The sequence below is a fragment of the Pseudomonas sp. MIL9 genome (genome assembly GCF_016887925.1).
Classification (GTDB): domain Bacteria; phylum Pseudomonadota; class Gammaproteobacteria; order Pseudomonadales; family Pseudomonadaceae; genus Aquipseudomonas; species Aquipseudomonas mohnii.
Genome location: NZ_JAFEHE010000015.1, coordinates 118,943 through 144,077 on the forward strand (window position 1 = coordinate 118,943; position 25,135 = coordinate 144,077).

The 25,135-nt window shown below is 59.6% G+C and carries 22 protein-coding genes; 18 read left to right on the plus strand and 4 right to left on the minus strand.

Translation table 11 applies throughout. The annotated features are described in order from the left end of the window. Positions 1-102 precede the first annotated feature (102 nt). Positions 103-1,653, minus strand: coding sequence for a nitric oxide reductase transcriptional regulator NorR (norR, locus tag JQF37_RS17635; protein WP_130204012.1), 1,551 nt, complete (start codon positions 1,651-1,653; stop codon positions 103-105). 156 nt (positions 1,654-1,809) lie between these two features. Between norR and hmpA the strand changes: the two genes are divergently transcribed. From hmpA to cyoE, 7 genes are all read left to right on the plus strand, one after another. Continuing rightward, on the plus strand, positions 1,810-2,991 hold the full coding sequence (hmpA, locus tag JQF37_RS17640; RefSeq protein WP_130204013.1) for an NO-inducible flavohemoprotein: 1,182 nt from the start codon (positions 1,810-1,812) through the stop codon (positions 2,989-2,991). Positions 2,992-3,259: 268 nt separating this feature from the next. Then, positions 3,260-3,769: a disulfide bond formation protein B gene (locus tag JQF37_RS17645; protein WP_103405254.1), complete on the plus strand. Its 510-nt coding sequence runs from the start codon at positions 3,260-3,262 to the stop codon at positions 3,767-3,769. 818 nt (positions 3,770-4,587) lie between these two features. After that, entirely contained in the window at positions 4,588-5,523 is a 936-nt protein-coding gene (gene cyoA / locus JQF37_RS17650; RefSeq protein WP_204149728.1) for a ubiquinol oxidase subunit II, read from the plus strand. A gap of 3 nt (positions 5,524-5,526) precedes the next feature. After that, positions 5,527-7,557, plus strand: coding sequence for a cytochrome o ubiquinol oxidase subunit I (gene cyoB, locus JQF37_RS17655; RefSeq protein ID WP_204149729.1), 2,031 nt, complete (start codon positions 5,527-5,529; stop codon positions 7,555-7,557). A 3-nt stretch (positions 7,558-7,560) separates the two neighbouring features. Then, positions 7,561-8,184, plus strand: coding sequence for a cytochrome o ubiquinol oxidase subunit III (locus tag JQF37_RS17660; RefSeq protein ID WP_130204016.1), 624 nt, complete (start codon positions 7,561-7,563; stop codon positions 8,182-8,184). Then, the gene (gene cyoD / locus JQF37_RS17665) at positions 8,185-8,526 is read left to right on the plus strand and encodes a cytochrome o ubiquinol oxidase subunit IV (protein WP_130204017.1); all 342 of its coding nucleotides are present in this window, start codon (positions 8,185-8,187) and stop codon (positions 8,524-8,526) included. A gap of 11 nt (positions 8,527-8,537) precedes the next feature. Continuing rightward, positions 8,538-9,425, plus strand: coding sequence for a heme o synthase (cyoE, locus tag JQF37_RS17670; protein ID WP_047537940.1), 888 nt, complete (start codon positions 8,538-8,540; stop codon positions 9,423-9,425). A gap of 57 nt (positions 9,426-9,482) precedes the next feature. On the opposite strand, the gene JQF37_RS17675 is transcribed toward cyoE, so the two are convergent. Next, on the minus strand, positions 9,483-9,761 hold the full coding sequence (locus JQF37_RS17675) for a DUF3077 domain-containing protein (protein WP_130204018.1): 279 nt from the start codon (positions 9,759-9,761) through the stop codon (positions 9,483-9,485). Between the two features lie 331 nt (positions 9,762-10,092). Continuing rightward, on the minus strand, positions 10,093-11,511 hold the full coding sequence (locus tag JQF37_RS17680) for a PLP-dependent aminotransferase family protein (RefSeq protein WP_130204019.1): 1,419 nt from the start codon (positions 11,509-11,511) through the stop codon (positions 10,093-10,095). 150 nt (positions 11,512-11,661) lie between these two features. Here JQF37_RS17680 and JQF37_RS17685 point away from each other — a divergent pair, with 150 nt between their 5' ends. The 10 genes from JQF37_RS17685 (at position 11,662) to JQF37_RS17730 (ending at position 20,968) form a co-directional block, all read left to right on the plus strand. Further along, positions 11,662-12,762: a hypothetical protein gene (locus JQF37_RS17685; protein ID WP_130204020.1), complete on the plus strand. Its 1,101-nt coding sequence runs from the start codon at positions 11,662-11,664 to the stop codon at positions 12,760-12,762. Between the two features lie 42 nt (positions 12,763-12,804). Next, positions 12,805-14,085 (plus strand): biotin carboxylase, encoded by a 1,281-nt coding sequence (locus JQF37_RS17690; protein ID WP_130204021.1) that lies wholly within the window; start codon positions 12,805-12,807, stop codon positions 14,083-14,085. Positions 14,086-14,146: 61 nt separating this feature from the next. Then, positions 14,147-14,641 carry a RidA family protein gene (locus JQF37_RS17695; RefSeq protein ID WP_130204022.1) on the plus strand — a complete coding sequence of 165 codons (495 nt, stop codon included), beginning with the start codon at positions 14,147-14,149 and terminating at the stop codon, positions 14,639-14,641. A gap of 83 nt (positions 14,642-14,724) precedes the next feature. After that, on the plus strand, positions 14,725-15,210 hold the full coding sequence (locus tag JQF37_RS17700; RefSeq protein ID WP_130204023.1) for a cupin domain-containing protein: 486 nt from the start codon (positions 14,725-14,727) through the stop codon (positions 15,208-15,210). A gap of 210 nt (positions 15,211-15,420) precedes the next feature. Beyond that, positions 15,421-16,065 (plus strand): glutathione transferase, encoded by a 645-nt coding sequence (gene yfcF / locus JQF37_RS17705; protein WP_130204024.1) that lies wholly within the window; start codon positions 15,421-15,423, stop codon positions 16,063-16,065. A 25-nt stretch (positions 16,066-16,090) separates the two neighbouring features. Then, positions 16,091-17,443, plus strand: a complete 1,353-nt coding sequence (locus JQF37_RS17710) for a lysine 2,3-aminomutase (protein ID WP_130204025.1) — start codon at positions 16,091-16,093, stop codon at positions 17,441-17,443. A gap of 31 nt (positions 17,444-17,474) precedes the next feature. Continuing rightward, positions 17,475-18,347: a branched-chain amino acid aminotransferase gene (locus JQF37_RS17715; RefSeq protein WP_130204026.1), complete on the plus strand. Its 873-nt coding sequence runs from the start codon at positions 17,475-17,477 to the stop codon at positions 18,345-18,347. A 21-nt stretch (positions 18,348-18,368) separates the two neighbouring features. Then, the gene (locus tag JQF37_RS17720; RefSeq protein WP_130204027.1) at positions 18,369-19,127 is read left to right on the plus strand and encodes a TauD/TfdA family dioxygenase; all 759 of its coding nucleotides are present in this window, start codon (positions 18,369-18,371) and stop codon (positions 19,125-19,127) included. A 66-nt stretch (positions 19,128-19,193) separates the two neighbouring features. Then, a complete protein-coding gene (locus tag JQF37_RS17725) occupies positions 19,194-20,153 on the plus strand; it encodes a diiron oxygenase (protein WP_130204028.1) in 960 nt (319 codons plus the stop codon). 14 nt (positions 20,154-20,167) lie between these two features. Beyond that, the gene (locus JQF37_RS17730; protein WP_130204029.1) at positions 20,168-20,968 is read left to right on the plus strand and encodes an N-acyl homoserine lactonase family protein; all 801 of its coding nucleotides are present in this window, start codon (positions 20,168-20,170) and stop codon (positions 20,966-20,968) included. A gap of 1,136 nt (positions 20,969-22,104) precedes the next feature. On the opposite strand, the gene JQF37_RS17735 is transcribed toward JQF37_RS17730, so the two are convergent. After that, entirely contained in the window at positions 22,105-23,535 is a 1,431-nt protein-coding gene (locus tag JQF37_RS17735; protein ID WP_130204030.1) for a PLP-dependent aminotransferase family protein, read from the minus strand. A gap of 257 nt (positions 23,536-23,792) precedes the next feature. On the opposite strand from JQF37_RS17735, the gene JQF37_RS17740 reads away from it, so the two are divergent. Further along, complete coding sequence (locus JQF37_RS17740; protein WP_130211656.1) at positions 23,793-25,124, plus strand: IS4 family transposase; 1,332 nt, start codon at positions 23,793-23,795, stop codon at positions 25,122-25,124. Positions 25,125-25,135 lie beyond the last annotated feature (11 nt).

A 25,135-nucleotide genomic window follows, 5' to 3' on the forward strand; every position in this document is an offset into this window, starting at 1 on the left:
AACTTCGATGCCGGGTTATCGACTTGTTGGGGGCAGGCTTTAGGGCCAATACCAATCCATTGGTTTTAGCACGACACCTGTGGCGAGGGGGCAAGTTCGGCGTCACTTCATGCCGAGCCTCTTGGCCATCCGCCCAAGGTTCGCCCGATCCAGGCCCAGTTCACGCGCCGCACTCGCCCAGTTGTTGTGATGCCGCTCCAGGCACGCGCCGATCAACTGGCGCTGGTAGTTTTCGGTGGCTTCGCGCAAATCCCCCGTGACCAAAGCCATGGCGGCGGGGGCCGTTTGCTCGGCGGGTGCTTGCGCATTGGCATTGGGCAGGTCCAGGTCCGCTGCGCTCAAACTGAGAATCTTTGGCCGTTCCTTGCAGTTACCCAAGGCTTTCAGGGCGCTGCGGCCGATCAAGTGTTCCAGCTCCCGCACATTGCCCGGCCAGTCGTAAGCCAGCAGTGCAGCCTGGGCATCGGTGCTCAGGCGCAGGCTGTTGAGTCCCATGCGCGAGCGGTTTTGCTCCAGGAAGTAGCCGCTGAGCAGCAGCACGTCCCGCCCGCGATCACGCAGTGCCGGTACTAATAGTGGGTAAACGCTGAGGCGGTGATAGAAGTCGGCGCGGTAACGGCCGCTGCGCACTTCTTCGGCCAGGTCGCGGTTGGTCGCCGCGATCAGCCGCACGTCGACCTGATGCTCGGTATCCGAACCCAGTCGCTGCAATTGACCGCTTTGCAGCACCCGCAGCAATTTGGCCTGCACGGTCAGGGACAGCTCGCCGACTTCATCGAGAAACAACGTGCCGCCATTGGCCAGTTCAAATTTGCCGCGCCGATCATTCATCGCCCCGGTAAAGGCGCCGCGCACGTGGCCAAACAGTTCGCTCTCCACCAGGGTGTCCGGCAGAGCGGCGCAATTGAGGCTGATGATCGGTTTGTCGGCCCGGGTCGAAGCGGCGTGAATGGCCTGGGCCACCAGTTCCTTGCCGACCCCGGTTTCTCCGGTGATCAGCACGGTCAGGTCGCTGCCGCCCACCAGGTTGATTTCTTCCACCAGGCGCTTGTGCGCCTTGCTCTGGCCGATCATCTCTCGGTTCTGCTGGCCGCTGGCCTGGCGATAGACCTCGGCGCGCTGGTGTTCGTCCTCGACGCGATTGTTCAGGCGTTCGATGCGCTCGGCGGCGTTGACCGTGGCGGCGGCGAGGCTGGCGAAGGCTTCCAGCGAATCGAGTTCGATCGGTTGAAACTGTTCCGGATCGAGGGCGTCGAGGGTCAGCAGCCCCCACGGACGTTCATCGATAAACAGCGGACAACCCATGCAGTCATGGACTTCGAGATGATCATCCAGGCCCTCGACCAGACCGTCATAAGGGTCGGGCAGGTTGCTGTCGGCGGCGAAGCGGGTCGGCCCGGAACTGCTGAGCAAGGCTTCGAAGCGCGGGTGCTCACTGACCTTGAAGCGGCGGCCGAGGGTGTCGGTACTCAAGCCGTCGACGGCCAGCGGCACCAGCCATTCGCCGTCAAGGCGCAGCAGGGCCGCCGCATCGCAAGGGAGCAGGGCGCGCATGGCTTCCAGCAAGCGCCGATAGCGCTCGCCTTCGGGCAGTTCGCGGGACAGGTCCGAGACCAGTGGCAGCAGGGCGGTTAGCAGGGATTTTGCAGTCATAGTGACTCCATGTAGTCGGTGTGACTATAAGGCAAGCTGTGTCGATATGACTATCTGTTATGTAACTTATTGATTTTTAACAATATAAATATTGGCATGGAAACTGATAAGTACAGGGCAAACGTTGAGAAAACCTCGTTGCCCTGGAGTCACTTTATGCTTAGCGCCCAAGACCGTGCCATCGTCAAATCCACTGTACCGTTGCTGGAAAGCGGCGGCGAAGCCTTGATCACCCACTTCTACCGCATGATGCTCTCCGAGTATCCGCAAGTGCGCCCGCTGTTCAACCAGGCTCACCAGGCCAGCGGTGACCAGCCGCGCGCCCTGGCTAATGGCGTACTGATGTATGCGCGCCACATCGACCAACTCGACCAGTTGGGCGACCTGGTGGCCAAGATCATCAACAAGCACGTGGCCCTGCAGATTCTGCCGGAGCACTACCCGATTGTCGGTACCTGCCTGTTGCGCGCAATCGCCGAAGTCCTGGGCGAAGAAATCGCTACTCCGGAAGTGATCGCGGCTTGGGGCGCGGCTTACGGTCAACTCGCGGACATCCTGATCGGTGCCGAAACCAGCATCTACGATCAGAAGGAACAGGCACCGGGCGGCTGGCGCGGGGCGCGGGAATTCATCGTGGCGGCCAAAGTCGAAGAAAGCGCGGAAATCACCTCGTTCTACTTCGAACCGGCAGATAAAGGCCCGATTCTGGCAGCAGAGCCAGGCCAGTACATCGGCATGAAACTGATCCTCGATGGCGAAGAGATTCGTCGTAACTATTCACTGTCGGCCTTGGCGAACAAAGGCCAGTACCGCATCAGCGTCAAGCGGGAAACCGGCGGTCGTGCCTCCAATCATTTGCACGATCAGTTGCACGTAGGGTCGAGCATCCAGTTGTTCCCGCCATCGGGCGAGTTCACCCTGACCGCCAGTGAAAAACCGCTGGTGCTGATCAGCGGCGGCGTCGGCATCACCCCGACCCTGGCGATGCTCGAAGCGGCGCTGGAAACCGAGCGGCCAGTGCACTTCATCCACTGCGCCCGCAATGGCAGCGTTCACGCCTTCCGCGACTGGATCGACGGTCTGGCCGAGCGTTACCCGCAACTCAAGCGCTTCTATTGCTACGACGAAGATGACGGCGTCACCGCGGCGGCACACAAGGTCGGGTTGTTGAGCCAGGAGCAACTGGGCGAATGGCTGCCGGCAGAGCGCGATGTGGACGCTTACTTCCTGGGCCCTAAAGGCTTCATGGTGGCCATCAAGCGGCACCTCAAGGCCTTGGGCGTGCCGGAGAAGCAAAGCCGTTATGAGTTCTTCGGGCCGGCTGCGGCGCTGGAGTAAGTCACCGAACGCGACTCGGGAGATCGAGTCGCCTTCTTCGCGAGCAGGCTCGCTCCCACAGTGATCGAGGTGAGCACAAGATTTGTGTTCAACCGAAATCCATTGTGGGAGCGAGCCTGCTCGCGAATGCCGCTCCGCAGTCTTGAATTGAAATAACGCATAAAAGTTAATCCCTTCTTAACCCGCTTATCGTCTATTCCCCCGACATCCCCCGACACGCGCCAGGCGTGTAGACTGGCGGGCAATCGATACCTTGAAGGGAAACGCGATGAGCGAGGAAACAATGCGGTTGGGCCGTGAGCGGCGCTTTCTGGTGTTGCTGGGCATTATCTGCCTGGCGTTGATCGGCGGCGCGCTGTACATGCAAATCGTACTGGGCGAGGCCCCTTGCCCGCTGTGCATCCTGCAACGTTATGCCTTGCTGCTGATCGCGCTGTTCGCCTTCATCGGCGCCGCAATGCGCACCCGTCGCAGCATCACGCTGTTTGAAACCCTGGTGGTGATCTGCGCGCTGGCAGGCGTCGGGGTGGCCGGGCATCACGTCTACACGCAGTTTTATCCGGCGGTGAGTTGCGGCATCGATGTGCTGCAACCGATCGTGGACGGCTTGCCGCTGGCGAAGATCTTCCCTCTGGGTTTCCAGGTGGATGGCTTCTGCTCTACGCCGTACCCGCCGATCCTCGGATTGTCCCTGGCGCAATGGGCGCTGGTGGCCTTCGTGCTGGTCGTCGTGCTGGTGCCGCTGCTCACGGTGCGTAACCGCAAAGCCCTGCGCTGAAGAGCCTGAAAAAGCCCCGGTCCTCGATGAGAGGCCGGGGCTTTTTTTGTCTCGAAGAATGCGTTTCAGCGGCTTTGTAAAAAGAGCGTGACGTGTGGCAATGAAGGGTGTGACACGTGTGCGACATGTTGTCACATCAAGGGTGTCGCAGCGGCGCCCGGGACGGCGGATTGGTGCGCGGTCAGGCAAGGAAATTGGCCTGCCTGGCGGGCAGGCCATTTTGCCCCGGTCAGGCTGGAGCAGGCAGTTTTAACAGGCTCTGGCAATTTGCCAGAGCCCTTGTCATATCGGGGTTTGGGGCAGGTCGGCGGCACCTGGAGCTGCCCGGAGACTGTCTGAATCGCGGCTGGTAGACCTACAATTTTTGGTGTTTTTGTTGAGAATTAATTTCGATAAGATGCGCCACTTTTACGAAAACCGGTAAGTATTGTTGCCTGTTTGGATAAAAATTATTTCGGGATGAGACATGGTTTATAAAACGCTACATATCTACAATCGCCCGCACTGAATTCCCGACTCCGCTCGCCCTGACTCAGGAGCATGAGCAGAAACCGGGTGTCGAGAGGCCGGGTGGCTTCATGCGACCCCCTGGTGTCGGTGCCTCCAATTATCCGCACCAAATGGAATTGGTCTGTAACAAGGCCTTTGACCACGAATTCGAATAAGAACTCAACGCTAGCCCAGGATTTGTCGAAACGCGTCTGACGCACGACGGGCCAGCCCTTATTCAATCCAAGAAAAATGCCAACCCTTGGCAGGGTGAAGTGTTGGCGATCAAAACCCAACTGCATTGCGCAAGCAGCTTTAGAGGTCGTGAGATGAGTAAAAACAGGTACCCCAGATTACTAGGCCTAGTGCCGCTGCTCGGCACGTTGTTGCTGGGAGGCTGCAACATGACCTTGCTCAATCCCACGGGCCAGGTTGGCCTGGAGCAGCGAAACCTGATCATCACCGCAACGCTGCTGATGCTGTTGGTCGTGGTCCCGGTCATCGTGATGACTTTCCTGTTCGCCTGGAAATATCGCGCGTCCAACACTAACGCCACTTACACGCCGAAATGGAACCACTCCACCAAGATCGAGATCACGGTGTGGACTGTTCCGATTCTGATCATCCTTGCCCTGGGTTACATCACCTACAAGACGACCCACGAGCTGGATCCGTACCGTCCGATTCAATCCGACGTGAAGCCGGTGACCATCGAAGTGGTCGCGCTGGACTGGAAGTGGCTGTTCATCTACCCGGAACAAGGCATTGCCACGGTCAACAAGATCGTGTTCCCTGCGCACACGCACGTTAACTTCCGGATCACCTCCGACACCGTGATGAACTCGTTCTTCATCCCGGGCCTGGGCGGCCAGATCTACGCGATGGCGGGCATGCAGACCAAGCTGCACCTGATCGCCGACCGCAACGCTGAAATGGATGGCATCTCGGCCAACTACAGCGGTGCCGGTTTCACCGGTATGAAATTCAAGGCAATCGCCACGTCACAGGAAGATTTCGACGCCTGGGTCAGCGAAGTCAAAAAGGCACCTAAACAGCTTGAACAAGCTGAATACGCTGCCCTTGCCAAGCCAAGCCAGAACAACCCAGTCGAGCTCTACTCCTCGGTTACGCCGAACCTGTTCCAGACCGTCGTCGACAAGTACGAAGGCATGAAACCAGGTCCGAAACTGAACCACGAGAAGAAAGAGAAAGAAGTCGCCGCTACGGACATGAACTCGCATTCAGCTGCCGGGGCAGAGGAGTAAACGATGTTTGGTAAATTAAGTTGGGAAGCGGTCCCGTTCCACGAGCCGATCGTGATGGTGACCATCGCCATGATCGCGCTGGGTGGTCTGGCACTGTTCGCTGCAATCACCTACTTCAAGAAGTGGACCTACCTGTGGACCGAGTGGCTGACGTCGGTCGACCACAAGAAAATCGGCGTGATGTACATCGTCGTCGCCATGGTCATGCTGCTGCGCGGCTTTGCCGACGCCATCATGATGCGTACCCAGTTGGCCATGGCCACCGAGGGTTCGCCTGGCTACCTGCCACCTGAACACTATGACCAGATCTTCACCGCTCACGGTGTGATCATGATCATCTTCATGGCGATGCCATTCTTCACCGGCCTGATGAACCTTGCAGTGCCGCTGCAGATCGGCGCGCGTGACGTTGCCTTCCCGTTCCTGAACTCCCTGAGCTTCTGGCTGCTGGTGTCCGGCGTTGTGCTGATCAACCTGTCCCTGGGCGTCGGCGAATTCGCCAAGACCGGTTGGGTTGCCTATCCGCCGCTGTCGGGCCTGCAATACAGCCCTGGCGTGGGGATGGATTACTACATCTGGGCGCTACAGCTATCGGGTCTGGGTACGACGCTGACGGGGGTCAACTTCCTGGCCACCGTGCTGAAAATGCGTACCCCTGGCATGAAGCTGATGGACATGCCGATCTTCACCTGGACCTGCACCTGGGCCAACGTCCTGATCGTGGCTTCGTTCCCGATCCTGACCGCTACCCTGGCACTGCTGACGCTTGACCGTTACATGGATTTCCACATTTTCACCAATGAACTTGGTGGCAATCCGATGATGTACGTCAACCTGTTCTGGGCCTGGGGTCACCCTGAGGTGTACATCCTGATCCTGCCGGCATTCGGCATTTTCTCGGAAGTCATCTCCGCCTTCACCGGCAAAAAACTGTTCGGCCACCACTCGATGATCTACGCCTCGGGCGCGATCTCGGTACTGGGCTTCATGGTTTGGCTGCACCACTTCTTCACCATGGGCTCCGGGGCCAGCGTCAACGCCTTCTTCGGTCTGGCGACGATGCTGATTTCCATCCCGACGGGTGTGAAACTGTTCAACTGGCTGTTCACCATCTACCAGGGCCGTCTGCGCTTCACCAGCCAGGTGATGTGGACCCTGGGCTTCATGGTGACCTTCGCCATCGGCGGCATGACCGGTGTACTGCTGGCCATCCCGGGTGCTGACTTCGTTCTGCACAACAGCCTGTTCGTGATCGCGCACTTCCACAACGTGATCATCGGCGGTGCGGTATTCGGTTACATCGCTGGTTTCGGCTTCTACTTCCCGAAAGCGTTCGGCTTCAAGCTGCACGAAGGTTGGGGCAAGGCAGCGTTCTGGTTCTGGATCAGCGGCTTCTTCGTCGCCTTCATGCCGCTCTACGCGCTGGGCTTCATGGGCATGACTCGTCGTCTGAACGCCACCACCAACCCTGAGTGGGTGCCGTACCTGTACGTCGCCATGGTCGGTGCGGTGATGATCGCGTTCGGTATCGCCTGCCAACTGATCCAGCTGTACGTCAGTGTGCGTGACCGCAACAAGCCAGAGAACAAGTGCGACCACGGTGACCCGTGGAATGGCCACACCCTGGAATGGTCGACCTCGTCGCCACCTCCGTTCTACAACTTCGCTGTGCTGCCTAAGGCCGACTGCATCGACCCGTTCACCGAAGCCAAGGAAAACGGTACCGCGTACAAGGCTCCGGCCAAGTACGAACCGATCCACATGCCAAACAACACCGCCACCGGTGTGGTCATGGGCGCTCTGTTGACCGTGTTCGGCTTCGCCATGATCTGGCACATCTGGTGGCTGGCCATCGCCAGCTTCGCTGGCACCGTGATCTACTTCGCGATCCACGCGGCCCGTGATGATCAAGGCTATATGGTGCCGGTCGACGTGATCGAACGCATCGAAGCCGAGCAGCACAAGCGTCTGGTAGCGGCAGGGAAAATCCCGGCCACCGCCACCCGTGTTGAAACCTCGTTGGAACAGGCTTAAACCATGTCGAATTTAGTGACCAATGTTGGACACGCCCATGGTGACCATGGGCACGATGACCACCACCACGACTCGGGCGAGACGACCGTATACGGTTTCTGGCTCTACCTGATGACCGACTGCATTCTGTTTGCGTCGATCTTCGCGGTGTACGCGGTTCTGGTAAATAACGTAGCGGGTGGCCCGTCGGGCCACGACATCTTCGAACTGCCTTACGTACTGGGCGAAACCGCTCTGCTGCTGTTCAGTTCGATCACCTACGGCTTCGCCATGCTGGCGTTCTTCCGTGGCAACAAGACGCAGGTCCTGGGCTGGCTGGCCATGACCTTCCTGTTCGGTGCCGGCTTCATCGGCATGGAGATCAACGAGTTCCACATGTTGATCTCCGAGGGCTACGGCCCTAGCCGTTCCGGCTTCCTGTCCGGGTTCTTCACCCTGGTCGGCACCCACGGTCTGCACGTGACCAGCGGTCTGATCTGGATGGCGATCATGATGTACCAGGTCAACAAGCACGGCTTGACGGCGACCAACAAGACTCGCCTGAGCTGCCTGAGCCTGTTCTGGCACTTCCTGGACGTGGTGTGGATCTGCGTATTCACGGTTGTTTATCTGATGGGGACTATGTAAATGGCTAACGCAGCTCATTCCCACAATGGTCACGACGACGCCGGTCACGGCAGCGTCAAGTCCTACGTCATTGGCTTCGTCCTGTCGGTGATCCTGACCGCGATTCCATTCGGTCTGGTGATGTTCCCGTCGCTGCCGAAGTCGACCACCCTGTGGATCGTACTGGCGTTCGCGATCATCCAGGTGCTGGTGCACCTGGTGTACTTCCTGCACCTGGACCGTTCGGCCGCGCAGCGTAACAACGTGATTGCGTTTGTTTTCGCCGCGATCGTGATCGTCCTGCTGGTTGGCCTGTCGCTGTGGATCATGTTCAGCATCCACACGTTCATGATGGCGAAGTGAGGTAAGTCCGGATGTCCTTTAAGCACTTTATCCAAATCACCAAACCGGGGATCATTTTCGGTAACGTGCTTTCTGTGGCAGGCGGATTTTTCCTGGCCTCCAAAGGGCATGTCGATCTGGCCATTTTCCTGGCCGCCATGATCGGCACGTCCCTGGTGGTCGCCTCCGGTTGCGTGTTCAACAACTGCATCGACCGCGACATCGACCTGAAGATGGAACGCACCAAGAACCGGGTGCTGGTCCAGGGCTTGATCTCCCTGAAACTGGCCCTGGTCTACGCGACCGTCCTGGGCGTCGCGGGCGTTGCGCTGTTGTACAAGGTGGCCAACCCGTTGGCCGCGCTGTTCGCGGTGATCGGTTTCGTCATCTACGTCGGCTTCTACAGCCTGTACCTCAAGCGCAAGTCGGTTCACGGCACGCTCGTGGGCAGCCTGTCGGGCGCCATGCCGCCGGTGATCGGTTACGTCGCGGTGAGCAACACCTTCGACATGGCCGCGCTGACCCTGCTGGTGATGTTCAGCCTGTGGCAGATGCCGCATTCCTACGCCATCGCGATCTTCCGCTTCAACGATTACCTGGCCGCCTCCATCCCGGTGCTGCCTGTGAAGCGCGGAATCGAAGTGGCCAAGAAGCACATCCTGATCTACATCCTGGCCTTCCTCGTGGCGACCTTGATGTTGACCTTCAGCGGTTACGCCGGCATGAGCTACCTCGCCGTCGCCGCGGCCATGGGCATGTACTGGCTGTACATGGCCTGGACCGGCTACAAGGCAGTGGATGACACGGTCTGGGCACGCAAGCTGTTCGTGTTCTCGATCTTCACCATTACCGCGTTGAGCGTGATGATGTCCCTGGACTTCAAAGTGCCGACCGAGCTGTTGCTGACGTACGCGCCTTAAGCATCGAATGCTGAATTGAAAAGCCCCGCCTTCGAGAGAAGCGCGGGGCTTTTTCATTTATGCGCGGTTGTTGCACGGTGCATCGAGCACCTTCACCACGTCATCGATGATGGCCTTGCTCATGTCCTGCAAGAAGTGCGAGGCCCAGGCGTGTCGGTCGGTGTCGCGGGTCATCGCGGCGTCGCTGGCGAGCAGTTTGGCGAGGTGGAGCAGGTCGGAGGCGTGGGACAGGGCAGAGATGATCGGGACGCCGGCGTTGATGCGGAACAGGGGGGCGTTGGCGTGGTAGGAGAAAGGGGTGAGGCCGATGGTTTTGAGGTCTTGTGGAATGGTCATTGGGCTTCACCTCCTGCTGGTTGGGAGGTGTTGGGTGCAAAAGCATAAATTTGGAACGGATAGCTGGCATGCATAAGGAAAACACCGAATGTGCCCATATCGAATTCGAGTTCTCAGGCCCGGTCGCTGAATTGGCAGCGACGGGCGAAGGTAGTCAGACAGGATGAGGTCGGCAATCGTGGCGATCTGGTGGCCGGGGAGGTCGATTGGACGGCGCAAACCCCTGTGGGAGCGAGCCTGCTCGCGATGGCGGGGTGTCAGGCGCCATTAATACTGGATATGACGACCCCATCGCGAGCAGGCTCGCTCCCACTGGGATAGGGGGAATCGGTTATTTTTGCGGCTTGTCCAGCAACCGGAAAAACCGCTCCCGCACCTGCACATGATCACTGTGCGCCACGTTGAATCGCAGAAACTGATTGGCATCCTGCGCCTTGCTCAGCAAGGTTCCCGGTGCCAGTACCAAGTCGATTTCCAGACCCTTTCTGGCCAGGCACTCGGCTTTGAATCCTTCTGGCAATCGGGTCCAGATGTACAACCCTTCCCCCGGCAGCGATGACACCGAACACCCGGCTTCGCCCAGCCACGCCGCCACCCGGCTGTTCGACTCGTAGAGCCGGTCCACCGTGCGGCGCATGTGTTTGGCGTAGCTGCCGTCGCTGAGCATGGTGCAGATAATCTGCTCGGCCATTTCCGAGGTCATGCCACCGCAGGCCATTTTCAGCGTCACCATCCGCGCCGCCAGTTGCGGTGACAGCACGGCGAAGCTGACGCGGCTATTGGCGGTCAGGGTTTTGGAAAACCCGGAGACGTAAGAGACATTGTCCAGCCCGCTCGCCGCCAGGCGCGGCGTTCGGCGTTGCTGCATGTCGCAGTACAAATCGTCTTCGAGGATGTGGAAGTTGTAGCGATGGCTCAGCTCCACCAAGCGGTAGACCTGCGCCGAGGTGAACGAATGCCCGGTCGGGTTGTGCAGGGCATTGTTGGTCATGTAGAGCACGGGACGATGGGTGATCAGCAATTGCTCGAACGCGTCCAGGTCCATGCCGTCGCACTCGCGGCGGATGGTAATGACCTTGACGCCATGCCAGGCCAGATTGGTGTGCATCGTGAAGTAACACGGGTCATCGAGCAGCACCGTGTCGCCGGGTTTGACCAGCAGGCGCATCAGCATGTCGATGGCTTGTACGGTGTTGGCGGTGGTGATGATCTGCTCCACCGGCGCTTCGATGCCCAAGGTCGACATCTTGACCCGCAAGGCCTGGCGCAATGGCAGGTAACCGCTGGCGTTGCCGTATTCGCCCATGCGCAAAGTGGTCGCGCGCAGCGTTCCGCGCACGGCCTTGAGCAATTCTTCGGCGGGCAACCACGAGGACGGCAGAAAACCGGCCCCCGGGCGCAAAGCACCATTGTCCAGCAGTACCGCGCGGCGGACGACGCTGAGGGTGTCTTGGGGGAGCAGGTCCGGCCCGGCGTTGGCTGGCAGGGTGCTGCTGGAGCGGTGCACGTAGTGCCCGGAACCCTGGCGGGAAACCACCAGGCCCTTGGCCCGCAAGCGGTCCAGGGCGTCGACCACCGTGGACTTGCCCACGTGCATCAAGTCGGAGAGTTCGCGAATCGGCGGCAGCCTCGACCCGTGGGGCAGGCCGCCCTGGCTGATCGCCACCGTGAGTTGATCGACGATCTGCTGGACCAGCGGCACACCTGGCTGGAACTCGATAGCGGCGATCACTGCTCGCTGAGCCTGCATTTTACTGGTCTCTCCGGCAGTAAAGTTCGTTTGATTCTATACGAACTTGCTCTGATCAAGACAGGCATCTCTTTTTACTATCACTTTGGAAAGTTTTCGGATTATCGACCTGTTGCCGGTCATTCAGTCGCCAGGTTCATGAGGTGCCGCATGAGTTTAGAAACAACCGCCGTCGTGGCGAAACCGGTGATCAACCTGCGGTTGTTCACCATTCGAATCATCACGGCCGTGGCGTTGTTCGCGGTGCTGGGCAAGGCCAACGTCTGGCTCGATACCGCCACCAACAGCATTCTGGCCCTGGGGTATCGGGCCTTGTTGCTGCTGCTGCCATTGACGTTGCTGGTCCTCGGTCGCCGTTCCCTGAGTGTCACGCTGCTGTGCGCTGCCGCCGGCCTGGTGCTGTTGGCCGTCACCCACAACCAGGGCGTTGTCATGTTTGCCGCGGCGCTGTTTGCCTACGGCATCGCGATTGCCGGTTACCTGATCAAGAGCGAAGCGGCACAGACCAAGGAAGGCGCGGCCTACAACCGCGTCGCCATGAACATGGGCAGCCTGCTGGCAGGTCTGATCCTGCTCTCGCCATTGCTGACCCCCACCCTGTTTTTCCTCGGCGCGGCCGGTTTTGTCCTGCTGTGCCTGCCCATCGCCCTGGGGGCGACCTTCACCTGCGATCCCGTGGTTGCCCGTCCGGCCGGCCAGGAAGGCAGCGGCTGGGGCAATAAACTGCCGTGGGTCATCGCCGGCGTCATCATGGGCATCAAGCTGTTTGGCGTGTTCTCGATCCTGCCGCAAGCGATCCTGCTCAAGACCGGCGAGCTGCCGGCCTGGTACGGCCTGATGCTGATCCTCAACAGCGCCGTGGTGGTCTTCGCGCAAGTGCCGGTCATGAAACTGATCGAGCGCACCGGGCGCTTCAAGGTGCTGACAGTGATCGCCATCATCGTCGGCGGTTTTGCGGTGCTGTCTTCACCGGCGGCGTTCCACGTCGAAACCCTGGTCGGCGCGCTGGTCTGGGTGGCGCTGCTGTCCATCGCCGAGTGCGCGTTCAGTCACCTCGATTACTTCTCGGTCAAGCAGAACAACATGTTCGTCAAGGAAGTGTCCCTGGGCGTCGGCGCCGGGTTGACCGTGTTGATCATGCGGGTCATGCCGCCTCCCTATAACGCGCTGGTGCTGGCGGCCATCGGCGCTGGCGGGATTCTGGTCTGGTATTGGCTCAACCGTAAATCGATCGCGTCGCTGCATGACTGAGTCATCGCCGTTTCGGTTTTCATTTTGCAAGTCGGGGATTTTATGAATACGACTTCGTGTGTAGTAGTGGTGGGGTACAACGGCAGCCGGGTTCACGATGTCCAGAAGCTGCGCGAATTGTGCAAGTCGCTGTACAACGCGCGGCTCATCCTGCTGGTCGAGCAGATCCAGCCCCAGGACGACCAGGTCGCGGATCATGTTTGCAGTACATCGCTGGCCGAGAAGGACGTTCCGGCCTCTCTCGAACTGGTGGTCGGTTGCCTTGATGCCGATTGCTGGAAGCTGATCGGGGTACTGCCGTTTTCGGATCGCGGTGTGCTGCTCGGTGCGGCGCTGGCCAGCCATTTCGGCCTGCCCGGCATCACCCCGGCCGAGGCGCGGGCGGGGCTCGACAAACAGATTTTCCGCCAGCTCGAAGCGACGGCCACTGAGGCGCCCGAGGATTACCGGCCGATCCTTTCCACCCGGATCGAGGGCCTTCCGGAACTGCGTCAGCGCGTGATCGAAATGGGCGGCAAGGCGTTCATCAAGCCGGCCTGCGAAGGTGCCAGCCGCGGCTGCCGGGTCATTCGGCACCCGTCCGAATGTGACGAGGCCTGGCAGGCGCTCAAGCCCTATCGCGAGGGGGGCATCGTACTCGAAGAGTTGATCCAGAACGCCCGGGAATACAGCTGGGACTATGTTGCGGGAAGCACCTGGATCACCGAGAAAACCACCACCGATGGCGCCTACCGCGCCGAGATCCAGCAAGTGGTGCCCGCCCCTTTGGCAGAGGACGCACAGGCGCGGCTGATGGCCGCCGGCCGACACATGGCCGGGTTGGTGTCGCAGGACAACGGGGCCTGGCACAACGAAGTTTTCCACAGGGCCAATCACCGCACCTCGGCCGTCGAAACCAACATGCGTCCCGGTGGCATGCACATCTGGGACCTGGCACGTAGGGCGTTCATCGACTTCGACCCGTGGGAGCGCTGGGTCCGCTGGGCCGTGGAAGGCCAGGTCGCCAACCACGATCCGGTGTCGCGCGGCTACTGCGGCATACGCCTGTTGCGAGCGAACACCGGCGGCATCCTGCGGGATGTACCGGACATCCCGTCGCTGGCCCGTTCGCTGAACATCGAGCTGGTGGAAGCGGTGCTGACCAAGCGCATCGGTGATTCGGTCAGTGCACTGGTGAAAGACAACTTTTCGTTCATCGGCCACATCGTGTTGTTCAACGAGCGATACGAGGACCTCAGCGTGGACCTGTTGCGTCTGGCCGAGGCCATTGAATCAAGTGTCGGGATCACCAGCCTGGCCGCACCGGCAAGGGCTGTGGGTTGAGTCGTGGATCAAGCCGCGGCGATCGATGTTTTTTGCAGTATTGATCAAGAGGGAAAGGTAAATGAATGCACACATGACCTGTGATGAGCGCTTCATCGCTCTGGCACGGGAATTCGACTATGACATCTACGGCGAGAACACCGCAGGCGGGCATTACGCGCCGCTGATTCGTCATCACGATGAACTGTATATCAGCGGTCTGGTGCCGCGCATGAACGGCAAAATCCACTACCCGGGGCGGGTCGGACTGGAACTCGACATGGCGGACGCGCAGGCGGCCGCCAGCATCAGTGCCATGCGGGGATTGGCGCTGATCGTGGATGCCATCGGTTCGCTGGACAAGATCAAATCCTTGATCCGGATAACGGTGTATGTGAAGTCCACGGCCGATTTTGTCGACCTCAGTGAAGTCGCCAACGGTGCGTCGGATGTGTTCAGTCACGTACTGGGTGACGCCGGGAAACATACACGCACCACAGTCGGTGTTTATCAATTGCCAAAAAATGCGGCCATTGAAGTGGATATGATCGTGGCGTTGCGACCGTCGACGTTATAAATGAAGTTGACCGGCTTTACACTGTTGAAGGGTTGGCCTAATGTCGGGTAATTCAGTTCGGCAGAATAAGTTGGAAGCAGCTAATGAATAACGTTCAGGGTGCGTTTTTTTCATATAAGGACTTTCGCCAGAGTCTGGATCGGCAACCGGTCAAACCTCGTGTGTGGAAAGGTACCGAACTTTGCGATATGCGCCAGACCCTCGAGGCCAGCGACGTCGATATCGTTGCGCTGGCCCACGATAATACGCTGGAAGGCTGCCAATTGACGCCCGGCATGGCGGTGTCCATGCAATGGCTGGTGCCCGGTTCAACACTCGATGGCCATGTCCATGCCTGGTGGCATCTGTTCATCATCCAGTCGGGCAGCGGTACGTTGTCACTGGGGGATGCAGACGAGGTCAACATCGGCCCCGGGGATGTCTTGCTGGTGCCGGCCTGGACCCGCCACGGCTTCGTCAATACCAGCGCTACCGAGCCGCTGGCCATGCTCAACCTCAGCAACATGCCGCAAATGGCATTGCTATCCAATCACGCCGCCAACGTTGGCCTGATACCCCGCCCGCTGTAATTTCTTCTCGGCTGCACACCAGGGAGTCCGCGTACGCTGACTCCCTTTTTTGATTTTTACGCACCTCAAAAATGCCTTCAGACAACTGAAATGCTCTGATTTCTGTATCGATAGAAACAGATAATTTCTGTATCTGTTCAGCGCTTAATCAACTTACTACGATCGCTTCAAATGCAACGGATTAATGTGTTTGATGCAAGGGAGCGTTCTATGGAAAGTACGAAATTAAAGCTGTATCTGGGTGCGGACTATGTCAGTGCTTTTGCCATGTCGGCGTTTGTGGCTTTAAAGGAAAAACAACTTTCCTTTGAACTGGTAACGCTGGATTTGAAGGCGCGTGACAACTATCTGCAAAGTTATCGCGATCTTTCGCTGACTTGCAAAATCCCTGTGTTAGTTCACGAAGGTTTTGCGCTTTCGGAATCTTCAGCCATTGCCGAATATCTGGAGGAGCTCGTTCCAGACTCAAACAGAATTTACCCGCAAGGCATCAAGCAGCGCGCCCGTGCCCGTCAATTGCAGGCTTGGTTGCGCAGCGATCTGCTCGTGGTGCGCAGGGAGCGTCCGTTTGATCTGGTGTATTTCGGCAAGAAGGACACGCCGCTGTCCGACGAGGCCCGGGCCGCGGTCGACCGGTTGTTCTTCGTGGCGGATCGTTTGCTGGAGGAGGGCGCCGAGCACCTGTTCGGCGACTGGAGCATTGCCGACACCGACCTGGCGATCATGCTCAACCGACTGGTTGCCAACGGCGATCCGGTCCCGGCGCGCCTCGCGGCCTATGTGCAGCGCCAATGGGATCGCGACAGCGTCCGGGCATGGATGGACTTAGAGCGCAAAGCGCCCGCCATCCAGTAACCATCGCCAGTACAGGAGCGCTGCCATGCAAGGACTGTCGGAGCACGAAAAATACAAACCCTATAACGCGCGCACCATCCGCGACACGCCGTACTGGCACAAGCTGACACCTGCGTTGCAGGAAGCCATGACCGTGGTCGCCCGGGTCATGCCGTTTCGCACCAACGAATACGTGCTGGGGACACTGATCGACTGGAACAACATTCCGGACGATCCGATTTTCCGCATGACCTTTCCCCACAAGGACATGCTGCTCCCTGACGAGTACCAATCGCTCAAGCAGTTGATCGAGCAGGACGACAGCGCCGCCATCAAGCGGCGGATCGAGGCGATCTGGCTGCGCATGAACCCGCACCCGGCGGGGCAGCTGACGCACAACGGCGCCACCCTCGACGGAAAAGTCCTGCCGGGCATTCAGCACAAGTACCGCGAGACCGTGCTGTTTTTCCCCGGTGCCGGTCAGACCTGTCATGCGTACTGCACCTTCTGTTTCCGTTGGGCACAGTTCATCGGCGAAGAAGAACTCAAGTTCAATGCGCGCGAATCCCAGGAACTGGTGAGTTACCTGCGGGTGCACACCGAGGTCACCGACGTGCTGATCACCGGCGGCGACCCGCTGATCATGAACAGCCGATCCCTGGCCGGGTACATCGAGCCGCTGCTGGAATTGCCTCACCTGAAGAGTATTCGCATCGGCACCAAGTCGGTGGCCTATTGGCCGCAACGATTCGTCACTGACAAGGACGCGCCGCAGCTGCTGGCGCTGTTCAAGCGGATCGTCGCGGCCGGGAAAAACCTGTCGATCATGGGGCACTACAACCACCCCGTAGAGATCCGCCAGGACATCGCCCGTCAGGCTGTCGAACGCATCCGCTCCACGGGCGCGACCCTGCGCATGCAGGCGCCGGTGATCCGCCACATCAACGAAAACCCTGCCGATTGGGCAGCGCTGTGGACCGAAGGCGTACGGCTCGGGGCGGTGCCTTATTACATGTTCGTCGAGCGCGACACCGGCCCCAGCCATTACTTCGCGATGCCGCTGGCGCGGGCGTTCGAAATCTTCCAGGCCGCCTACCGCACGGTGTCGGGCCTGGCGCGCACGGTGCGCGGGCCGTCCATGAGCACCTTCTACGGCAAGGTGTTGATCAACGGCATCGAGACCGTCGCCGGGGAAAAAGTCTTTGTCCTGCAGTTCCTCCAGGCCCGCGATCCGCAATGGGTGTTGCGTACCTTTTACGCGCGCTTCGACCCGCAGGTGACCTGGTTCGATGACTTGCAACCGGCCTTTGGCGAGCGAAGGTTTTTCTTTCAGAACGAGCCTGAGCGGTTGCTTGAGTCAGCGCCCGAATTGATACCGGTCCTGCTGCAAACGGCGTAGGACGAATCTTGAACACTGGGGAGACAAGGACATGAGCGGTATCCCGTTTGATCAACGCGAAGGATGGATCTGGCTCGACGGCGAGTTCGTCGAGTGGTCCCAGGCGCGCCTGCACGTACTCAGCCACGGCTTGCATTACGCCAGCACGGTGTATGAAGGGGAGCGCGTCTACAACGGCAAGATCTTCAAGCTGCGCGAACACAGCGAGCGTCTGTATCGCTCGGCGCAATGGATGGACTTTGCGATCCCGTTTGAACTGGCCGAACTGGAAGCGGCCAGCCACGAACTGCTGCAACGCAACAACGTCAGCGACGGTTACCTGCGACCGGTGGCCTGGCGCGGCAGCGAGATGATTTCCACCTCGGCGCGCTTCAATCGCGTGCATGTGGCCATCGCTTGCTGGCAATGGCCGAGCTATTTCGATCCGGCGGCGCGCATGGCCGGTATCCGGTTGAAGACCGCCACCTGGCGACGTCCACCACCGAGCAGCAGTCCTTTCGAGGCCAAGGCGTCCGGGCATTACCAGATCGCCACACTGAGCAAGCACGACGCGGAAAACAGCGGTTACCACGATGCCTTGATGCTCGACTGGCGCGGCCACGTCGCCGAAGCCACCAGTGCCAACGTGTTCTTCGTCAAAGGCCGGACCCTGTACACGCCGGTGCCCGACTGCTTCCTCAACGGCATTACCCGGCAGACCGTGATCGAGCTGGCCAGTGCCCTGGATTATCAGGTGGTCGAAGCGACGATTCTGCCTACGCAACTGGGCGACTTCGATGAGTGTTTTCTTACAGGAACCGCCGCCGAAATCACCCCCGTACAGAGCATCGATGAGCAGCACTATCGACCGGGTGATGCCTGTCGCCAATTCATTGCCGCCTACACCTCAACCGTAAACGCCTGATCAACCGCCAGGAATTTCACCATGCCAAATCAAGGGATTGTTGCGTCCAAACCTTACGTCTCACTCGATCATCGCCATGAAGAATTGTCGACCCGTGGCTGGACTGTCCTGACCCCCGGCGAGTTCGCCCATGACGTGACAGGCACATTGCATGAGTTCGGTCCGGTCATTCCGCAGTTCAACGGGCAAACGGCCTTTGCCATCACCCGCAAACCGGGCTACGAAGACTTGCCGTATTCCCAGAGCATGAACGGCATCGGCCCCCATACCGAAGCGCCGGTATACGGGCCACCACCGCGTTACCTGGCCCTGCATTGTCACCGGCAGGCGACTTGCGGTGGCGGGCATACCGGGTTGGTGGACGGTTACGAATTCCTGAAGTCCCTGGAACGCACCGAGCCGGAACTGCGCGAGTGGCTGGACGACACACCAGTGGAGTTCGTCGCAACTGCCAAACCCGGCGAACCTGCGCAATGCCGGGTCAAGGAATACATCCTGACGCCGACAGAGGACGGCGATATTTTCCGCTTCAGTTACAACCAGTTTCACTACGGCGACGTGAATCCTTCCAAGGAAGCCTTGCAGCAATCCCTGGTCGCCAGCAGCAACTCGCCACTGGCCCGGTTTGCCACGCTCGGTGAGGCGTATTTCATCGAGCACAACATCCCGGTGTTGATTCCCGATGGCTGCATGCTGATTTGGGACAACTGGCGAATGATCCACGCCCGCAGTCGTTACACTGACCCGGCGCGCCACCTGACCCGCTATTGGCTGGCCTGATTTTTCCGTCGCCCTTCATTCTTTTGGCGTACCCCTGGTGGGTACGCGTCTTACAGGTATCGCGTCATGCAAACAGCAATCGAGATCGCCAAGGTCGATCATCAACTGATCGTGCGGCTCAATCAGGCCTGGACCCGGCGCGCCACCGTCTGCTCGCCGGACAAGTGGTCGGTCGATGAAGTGTTCGACCCGGCGCGCCCGGATTACCCCGAGCGCATGGTGCCGTTTTTCCATCACCCCAAATTCCAGGCCTTGAGCGAAACGCTCAAGAGCAGCGTGGTGACCTGGGGCTGGATCGGCTACAACCTGCGCACCGTCACCGCCGAAGAACACGTCGTGAATCCGGCGCTGAGCGTCATTGCCAACCAGTACCTGGGCAAGGACGACTGGCATTTTCGCGAGGCGATGCAGCAGACCCTGATCGATGAGCACTACCACACGCTGATGCACCTGCGGGCCATCGAGCGCACCAAGGTCGACCGGGCGCTGGATCAGGATCTGGACTTGCCGCCGTCCGTCACCTACCTGCGCCTGCTGGCCCTGCGTGAAACGCTGACCGAGCAATGGCAGAAGGATCTGGCGGCGATCACCTTTGCGGTGGTGGCCGAGATCAGCGTCAACGCCTATCTGGATCTGCTGGCGGACGACCAGACCATCCAGCCGCAAAACCGTCGCGTGGCCGAACAGCACAACCGCGATGAATATGCCCACAGCAAGGTACTGGCCGAAGTGGCCAAGGTGATGTACGCCAACATGCAGCCGCCTCAGCGGGCATTTTTCGCACGCACCTTGTCGCAGGCGCTGAGTGCCTTTATCGCTCAGGACTACTCGATGTGGGAGGCGATTCTGACGCAGCTTGGGGTCGAAGACGCCGCGCTGATCATTGCCGACACCCGCGAAAGCAACAAGAACGCCACCATCATGCGCGACTACAGCGGCCTGCATCGTCTGGCACAGGATCTGGGTATCAGCGAGCAGATCGATTTCGATTTTCGTCCGACCCTCAACACCACCGCAGCGGCCTGAACCCGGAGGCGCCCATGTCAGTTCCTGTGTACGAAGTGTTCGCCATCCGTGTCGGCGCCAATGCCCAGCGCACCGCACGGGAGAATTTCCTTTACGACGCCTGCTGCGGTGATCCCAATGCGCCGATGCCGCTGGATTATTACTTCTGGGTCATCCGCAACGTGCAGCAGGTGATCGTGGTCGACACCTGTTTTCAACCGGCCACGGCGGATCGGCGCCATCGTCAGATGTATCGCCTGCCGGAGGAGTCCCTGCGGCAACTGGACATCGATCCGGCGCAGGTCGAGCACCTGATCCTGACGCATCTGCACTGGGACCATGCCGGCAATCTCGCGCTGTTTCCCAAGGCCACGGTGCATCTGCAGGAAGCGGAACTGCGCTTCTGCACCGGGCCGAAAATGGCCCATCGCACGGTGAATAAAACCTACGAGGTCGACGATGTGATGTCGGCGCTGCCGCCGTTGTTCGAAGGGCGGATGCGCTTGCACGGCGGTACGGTCGAGGTGATGCCCGGTGTGACGCTGCACCCGGTGGGCGGGCATACGCCCGGCAGTCAGGTGGTGCGGGTCAATACCGAACGCGGCTGGATCGTGCTGGCCTCGGATGCCGCGCATTTGTGGGTCAACATCCGTGAGCGCAGCCCGTTCCCGATCCTCGACGACCTGGCGCAGACCCTTGAAGCCTTCAGCGAAATCGACCGCCTGGCCGACAGCGAAGACCACGTGATTCCCGGCCACGACCCCCTGATCGCCGAACGCTTCCCGCACTGGAACGACGACCCGCACATCATCAGCCTGCACCAATCCCCGACCTGAAGAACACCCAAACCTGTGGGAGCGAGCCTGCTCGCGATGGCGGCGGCACATTTACCATGGATGTGCCTGATAGTCCGCCATCGCTGGCAGGCCAGCTCCCACAGTTGATGGCGGTCGTGCACGAATCCTTCGCTCACTGAAACTCCCCTGTGGGAGCGAGCCTGCTCGCGATGGCGACGGCACATTCACCATGGATGTGTCTGATAGTCCGCCATCGCTGGCAGGCCAGCTCCCACAGTTGATGGTGGTCGTGCACGAACCCTTCGCTCACTGAAACTCCCCTGTGGGAGCCTGCTCGCGATGGCGGCGGCACATTTACCATGGATGTGTCTGATAGTCCGCCATCGCTGGCAGGCCAGCTCCCACAGTTGATGGCGGTCGTGCACGAACCCTTCGCTCACTGAAATTCCCCTGTGGGAGCGAGCCTGCTCGCGATGGCGGCGGCACATTCACCATGGATGTGTCTGATAGTCCGCCATCGCTGGCAAGCCAGCTCCCACAGTTGATGGCGGTCGTGCACGAATCCTTCGCTCACTGAAACTCCCCTGTGGGAGCGAGCCTGCTCGCGATGGCGGCGGCACATTCACCATGGATGTGTCTGATAGTCCGCCATCGCTGGCAGGCCAGCTCCCACAGTTGATGGTGGTCGTGCACGAGCCCTTCGCTCACTGAAATTCCCCTGTGGGAGCGAGCCTGCTCGCGATGCCCTTCGCTCACTGAAATTCCCCTGTGGGAGCGAGCCTGCTCGCGATGGCGACGGCACATTCACCATGGATGTGTCTGATAGTCCGCCATCGCTGGCAGGCCAGCTCCCACAGTTGATGGTGGTCGTGCGCGAGCCCTTCGCTCACTGAAATCCCTCTGTGGGAGTGAGCCTGCTCGCGATGGCGGCGGTACATTCACCATGGATGTGTCTGATAGTCCGCCATCGTTGGCAAGCCAGCTCCCACAGTTGATGGCGGTCGTGCACGAATCCTTCGCTCACTGAAATCCCTCTGTGGGAGCGAGCCTGCTCGCGATGGCGGCGGTACAGGCAACAGCAATGTGTCTGTCATGACGCCATCGCTGGCAGGCCAGCTCCCACAGTTGATTGTGGTCAGGCATGAATCCTGTGTTCAGTGAAGATCCCCTTTGGGCTAGCCATGGTTCTTGAGGAGGCGGCCCAAGGTCTGCAGTGCCTCGTCGATTTTTGGCGAATACGGCGTTCCGCAGCCAATGCGCACAAAGTGATTGAAACGCTTGGCATTGGAAAAGATATCCCCAGGGGAAATCTGGATGCCGACCTTCAGCGCCTCATGGAAAAACGCCATGGCCGAGTGCTCGCGCGGCAGTTCCACCCACAGCAACGTCCCGCCCTGCGGGTGGGTCACGCCGGTGCCCTCGGGAAAGTAGCGGGTGATCGCTGCGCTCATTTGCTGACGCTGTTGCGTCAGGGTTTTGCGCAAACGACGCAGGTAACGTTCGTAGGACGGTGTCCCCATGAACGCACTGACCGCCAGTTGCGACAACGCCTCGCACCCACGGGATTGGGTGTGTTTGAGCATCTCCACGCGGTCGTGCCATTTCCCCGCACTGATCCAGCCCAGGCGTATGCCCGGCGCAAGGGTTTTGTTCAGCGAAGCGCAATAGATCAGGTTGCCGGTGCGGTCCCAGTGTTTGAGCGTGGATAACGGCTGTTCGGTGTCCACCAGATCGCCGTAGGTGTCGTCCTCGATCAGCACGGTGTTGTGTTCGGTGCACAACTGAACCAGCCGCGCCTTGTTGGCATCCGGCATGATGCTGCCCAGCGGGTTGTGCAGGTTGGGAATGACGATCAGCGCCTTGATCCGTTCCGGACCTTGCAGCAGTTGTTCGAGGGCCAGCAGATTGATCCCGCTGTGGGGCGTGGCCGGGACTTCCAGTACGCGCAGGTTCAGGCTTTCGAGAATTTGCAGCAGGCCGTAAAAAGTCGGCGATTCCACGGCCACGGCGTCGCCGGGCCGGGTCACCGCGCGCAATGCCAGGTTGATCGCTTCGGTGGCGCCGTTGGTGATCACGATGCGATCGGCTGTCATATGGGTCTTGGTGGTCAGCGCCCGACGGGCCAGTATGTTGCGCAATGCGCTGTTGCCGCAGGTCGAGCCGGCGGCATCGAGCAAATGCTGATCGTGGCGCAGCGCCTTGATCATGTTGTCTTGCAGGGTCTTGAGCGGGTACAGCTCCGGTGCGCAATAGGCACTGGCGAAATTGACCTTGATCGTCGCCCGCTGGCTGGCCTTGAGCACCGAGGACACCTGTTCGTGAATGCCGACGTAGACCCCGGTGTCCAGGAGTGGCGGCGAGGCGGCGGGGGCGGGTTTGACCGGTGTGTCGGGCTGGCGGATGTAGTTGCCGGAGCGTGGCCGCGCTTCCAGCACTCCGTAGTCCTCCAGCTCGCGGCACACCTGCACTGCGGTCGACAGGCTGACGGCATGCTTTTCCATCATCAGACGAATCGAGGGAAATCGTTCACCGGTTTTCAGGGTGCCGCTGCGGATGGCGTCCAGGTAGTGGTTGGCTAGCTGACGATACAAGGGCGTCGTGTTCATGATGACCTCAGCAATCGCACCACTGAGGTCTTGGGCTGGAAAGTGAGTTGACGCTCCCCCGCAGGCGGACCCGTGGTGCTCAAGGGTTTAAGGGACGGTGGTTCTGGCGTCGATACTGGAAGAGTAATCGCGGATTGCGAGGAATCACGGGCAATAAAAAGCCCCGCGCTGGGGCGTAATGCTGTTCACTTAAGCATTTGAGTCAAAGCCGGGCTTCCTAGAAAATCCGATGCCAGACCTCTGGCATCGGATTTTTTATGTCTGTTCAACAGGACTTGCTCGACCTCGGCGACCTTTTCAACTTCTGTGACTTGAGCACTTTCACTCAAAATATTCCCATCGAGTGGGTCGCGTCTGCGCTCGACCTCTCCAGTCAGGCGACCATTCGCCGGCGGCGCCTGCCCGCTGATCAAGTGCTGTGGCTAGTGCTTGGCATGGCGTTATTTCGTGACGAGCCGGTTCACGAGGTGGCCAGGCGTTTGAACATCTGCGCCCAAGGCCTGGCCTCTGACCATTTGCTGGCGCGCAGTGGTGTAACCGAAGCTCGTAAACGGCTCGGCGCCGATCCTGTTGAGTGGTTGTTCCGTAAGACCGGCAACCATTGGGGCGCAGAGCGCTATGACGATGATGCCTGGCATGATCTGCAGGTTTTCGCGGTGGACGGTGCGCTTTTGCGCACCCCGGATACGCCCGAGCTTCGAGATCACTTCGGGTCGGGAAACACCTCCAGCGACCGCCAGACACCGTTTCCGATGCTGCGCCTGGTGGCGCTAATGAATGTGCGTTCGCACGTGATCCTGGATGCACAATTGAGCCCTTACCGACGCAGTGAAATGCGCCTGGCCGACGAGTTTTTGCAGCAGATTCCCGACCATTCGGTGACGCTGTTCGACAAAGGGTTCTGGGGCGCGGAGCTGCTGTCGAGCCTGAGCACAACGGGCACCCACCGTCATTGGTTGATCCCGGCAAAAAAAGGACTGGTCTGCGAGGAGGTGGCCCGTTACAGCCAGCACGACCGTTTGGTGCGTATGAAAGTCTCGCCACAGGCCAGAAAGCGAAATCCGACTCTTCCCTCGCACTGGGAGGTACGCGAAGTTAGCTATGAAATTCAAGGCAAAGTGAAGACCGTCATGACGTCCTTGCCGGCCAAGACCTACACCACCAAGGCCGTTGCCAAACTTTATCAGGAGCGTTGGGAGATCGAGTTGGGTTTCAGGGACATCAAGAGTTCGATGCAACAGAACGCAATGACCTTGCGCAGCAAAAAAATCGAGCTGATCTATCAGGAAGTGTGGGGGCTGTTGCTGGCTTACAACGTGATTCGCCGGGAAGCGAGCCAAGCGGCGGTGGCGTTTGGTCGAGCACCTTCGGACATCCGTTTCAAACCAGCCTGTCAGTACATCGCCGTGCAATTGATCGTGATGGCAGCAGCCAATCCAGTTTCAGCGACAGGGAGACGCTTGGCGGAACTGAGGGCAGGTATCGGGGGGTTGTTTCTGGATCACCGCCCCAGGCCTTCGAGGCCAAGGACGGTGAAGATTTCAAAGACCCGGTTTCCAGTGGACCGTAAGGCTGCTCCGCTTAAGTGAACAGCATTACG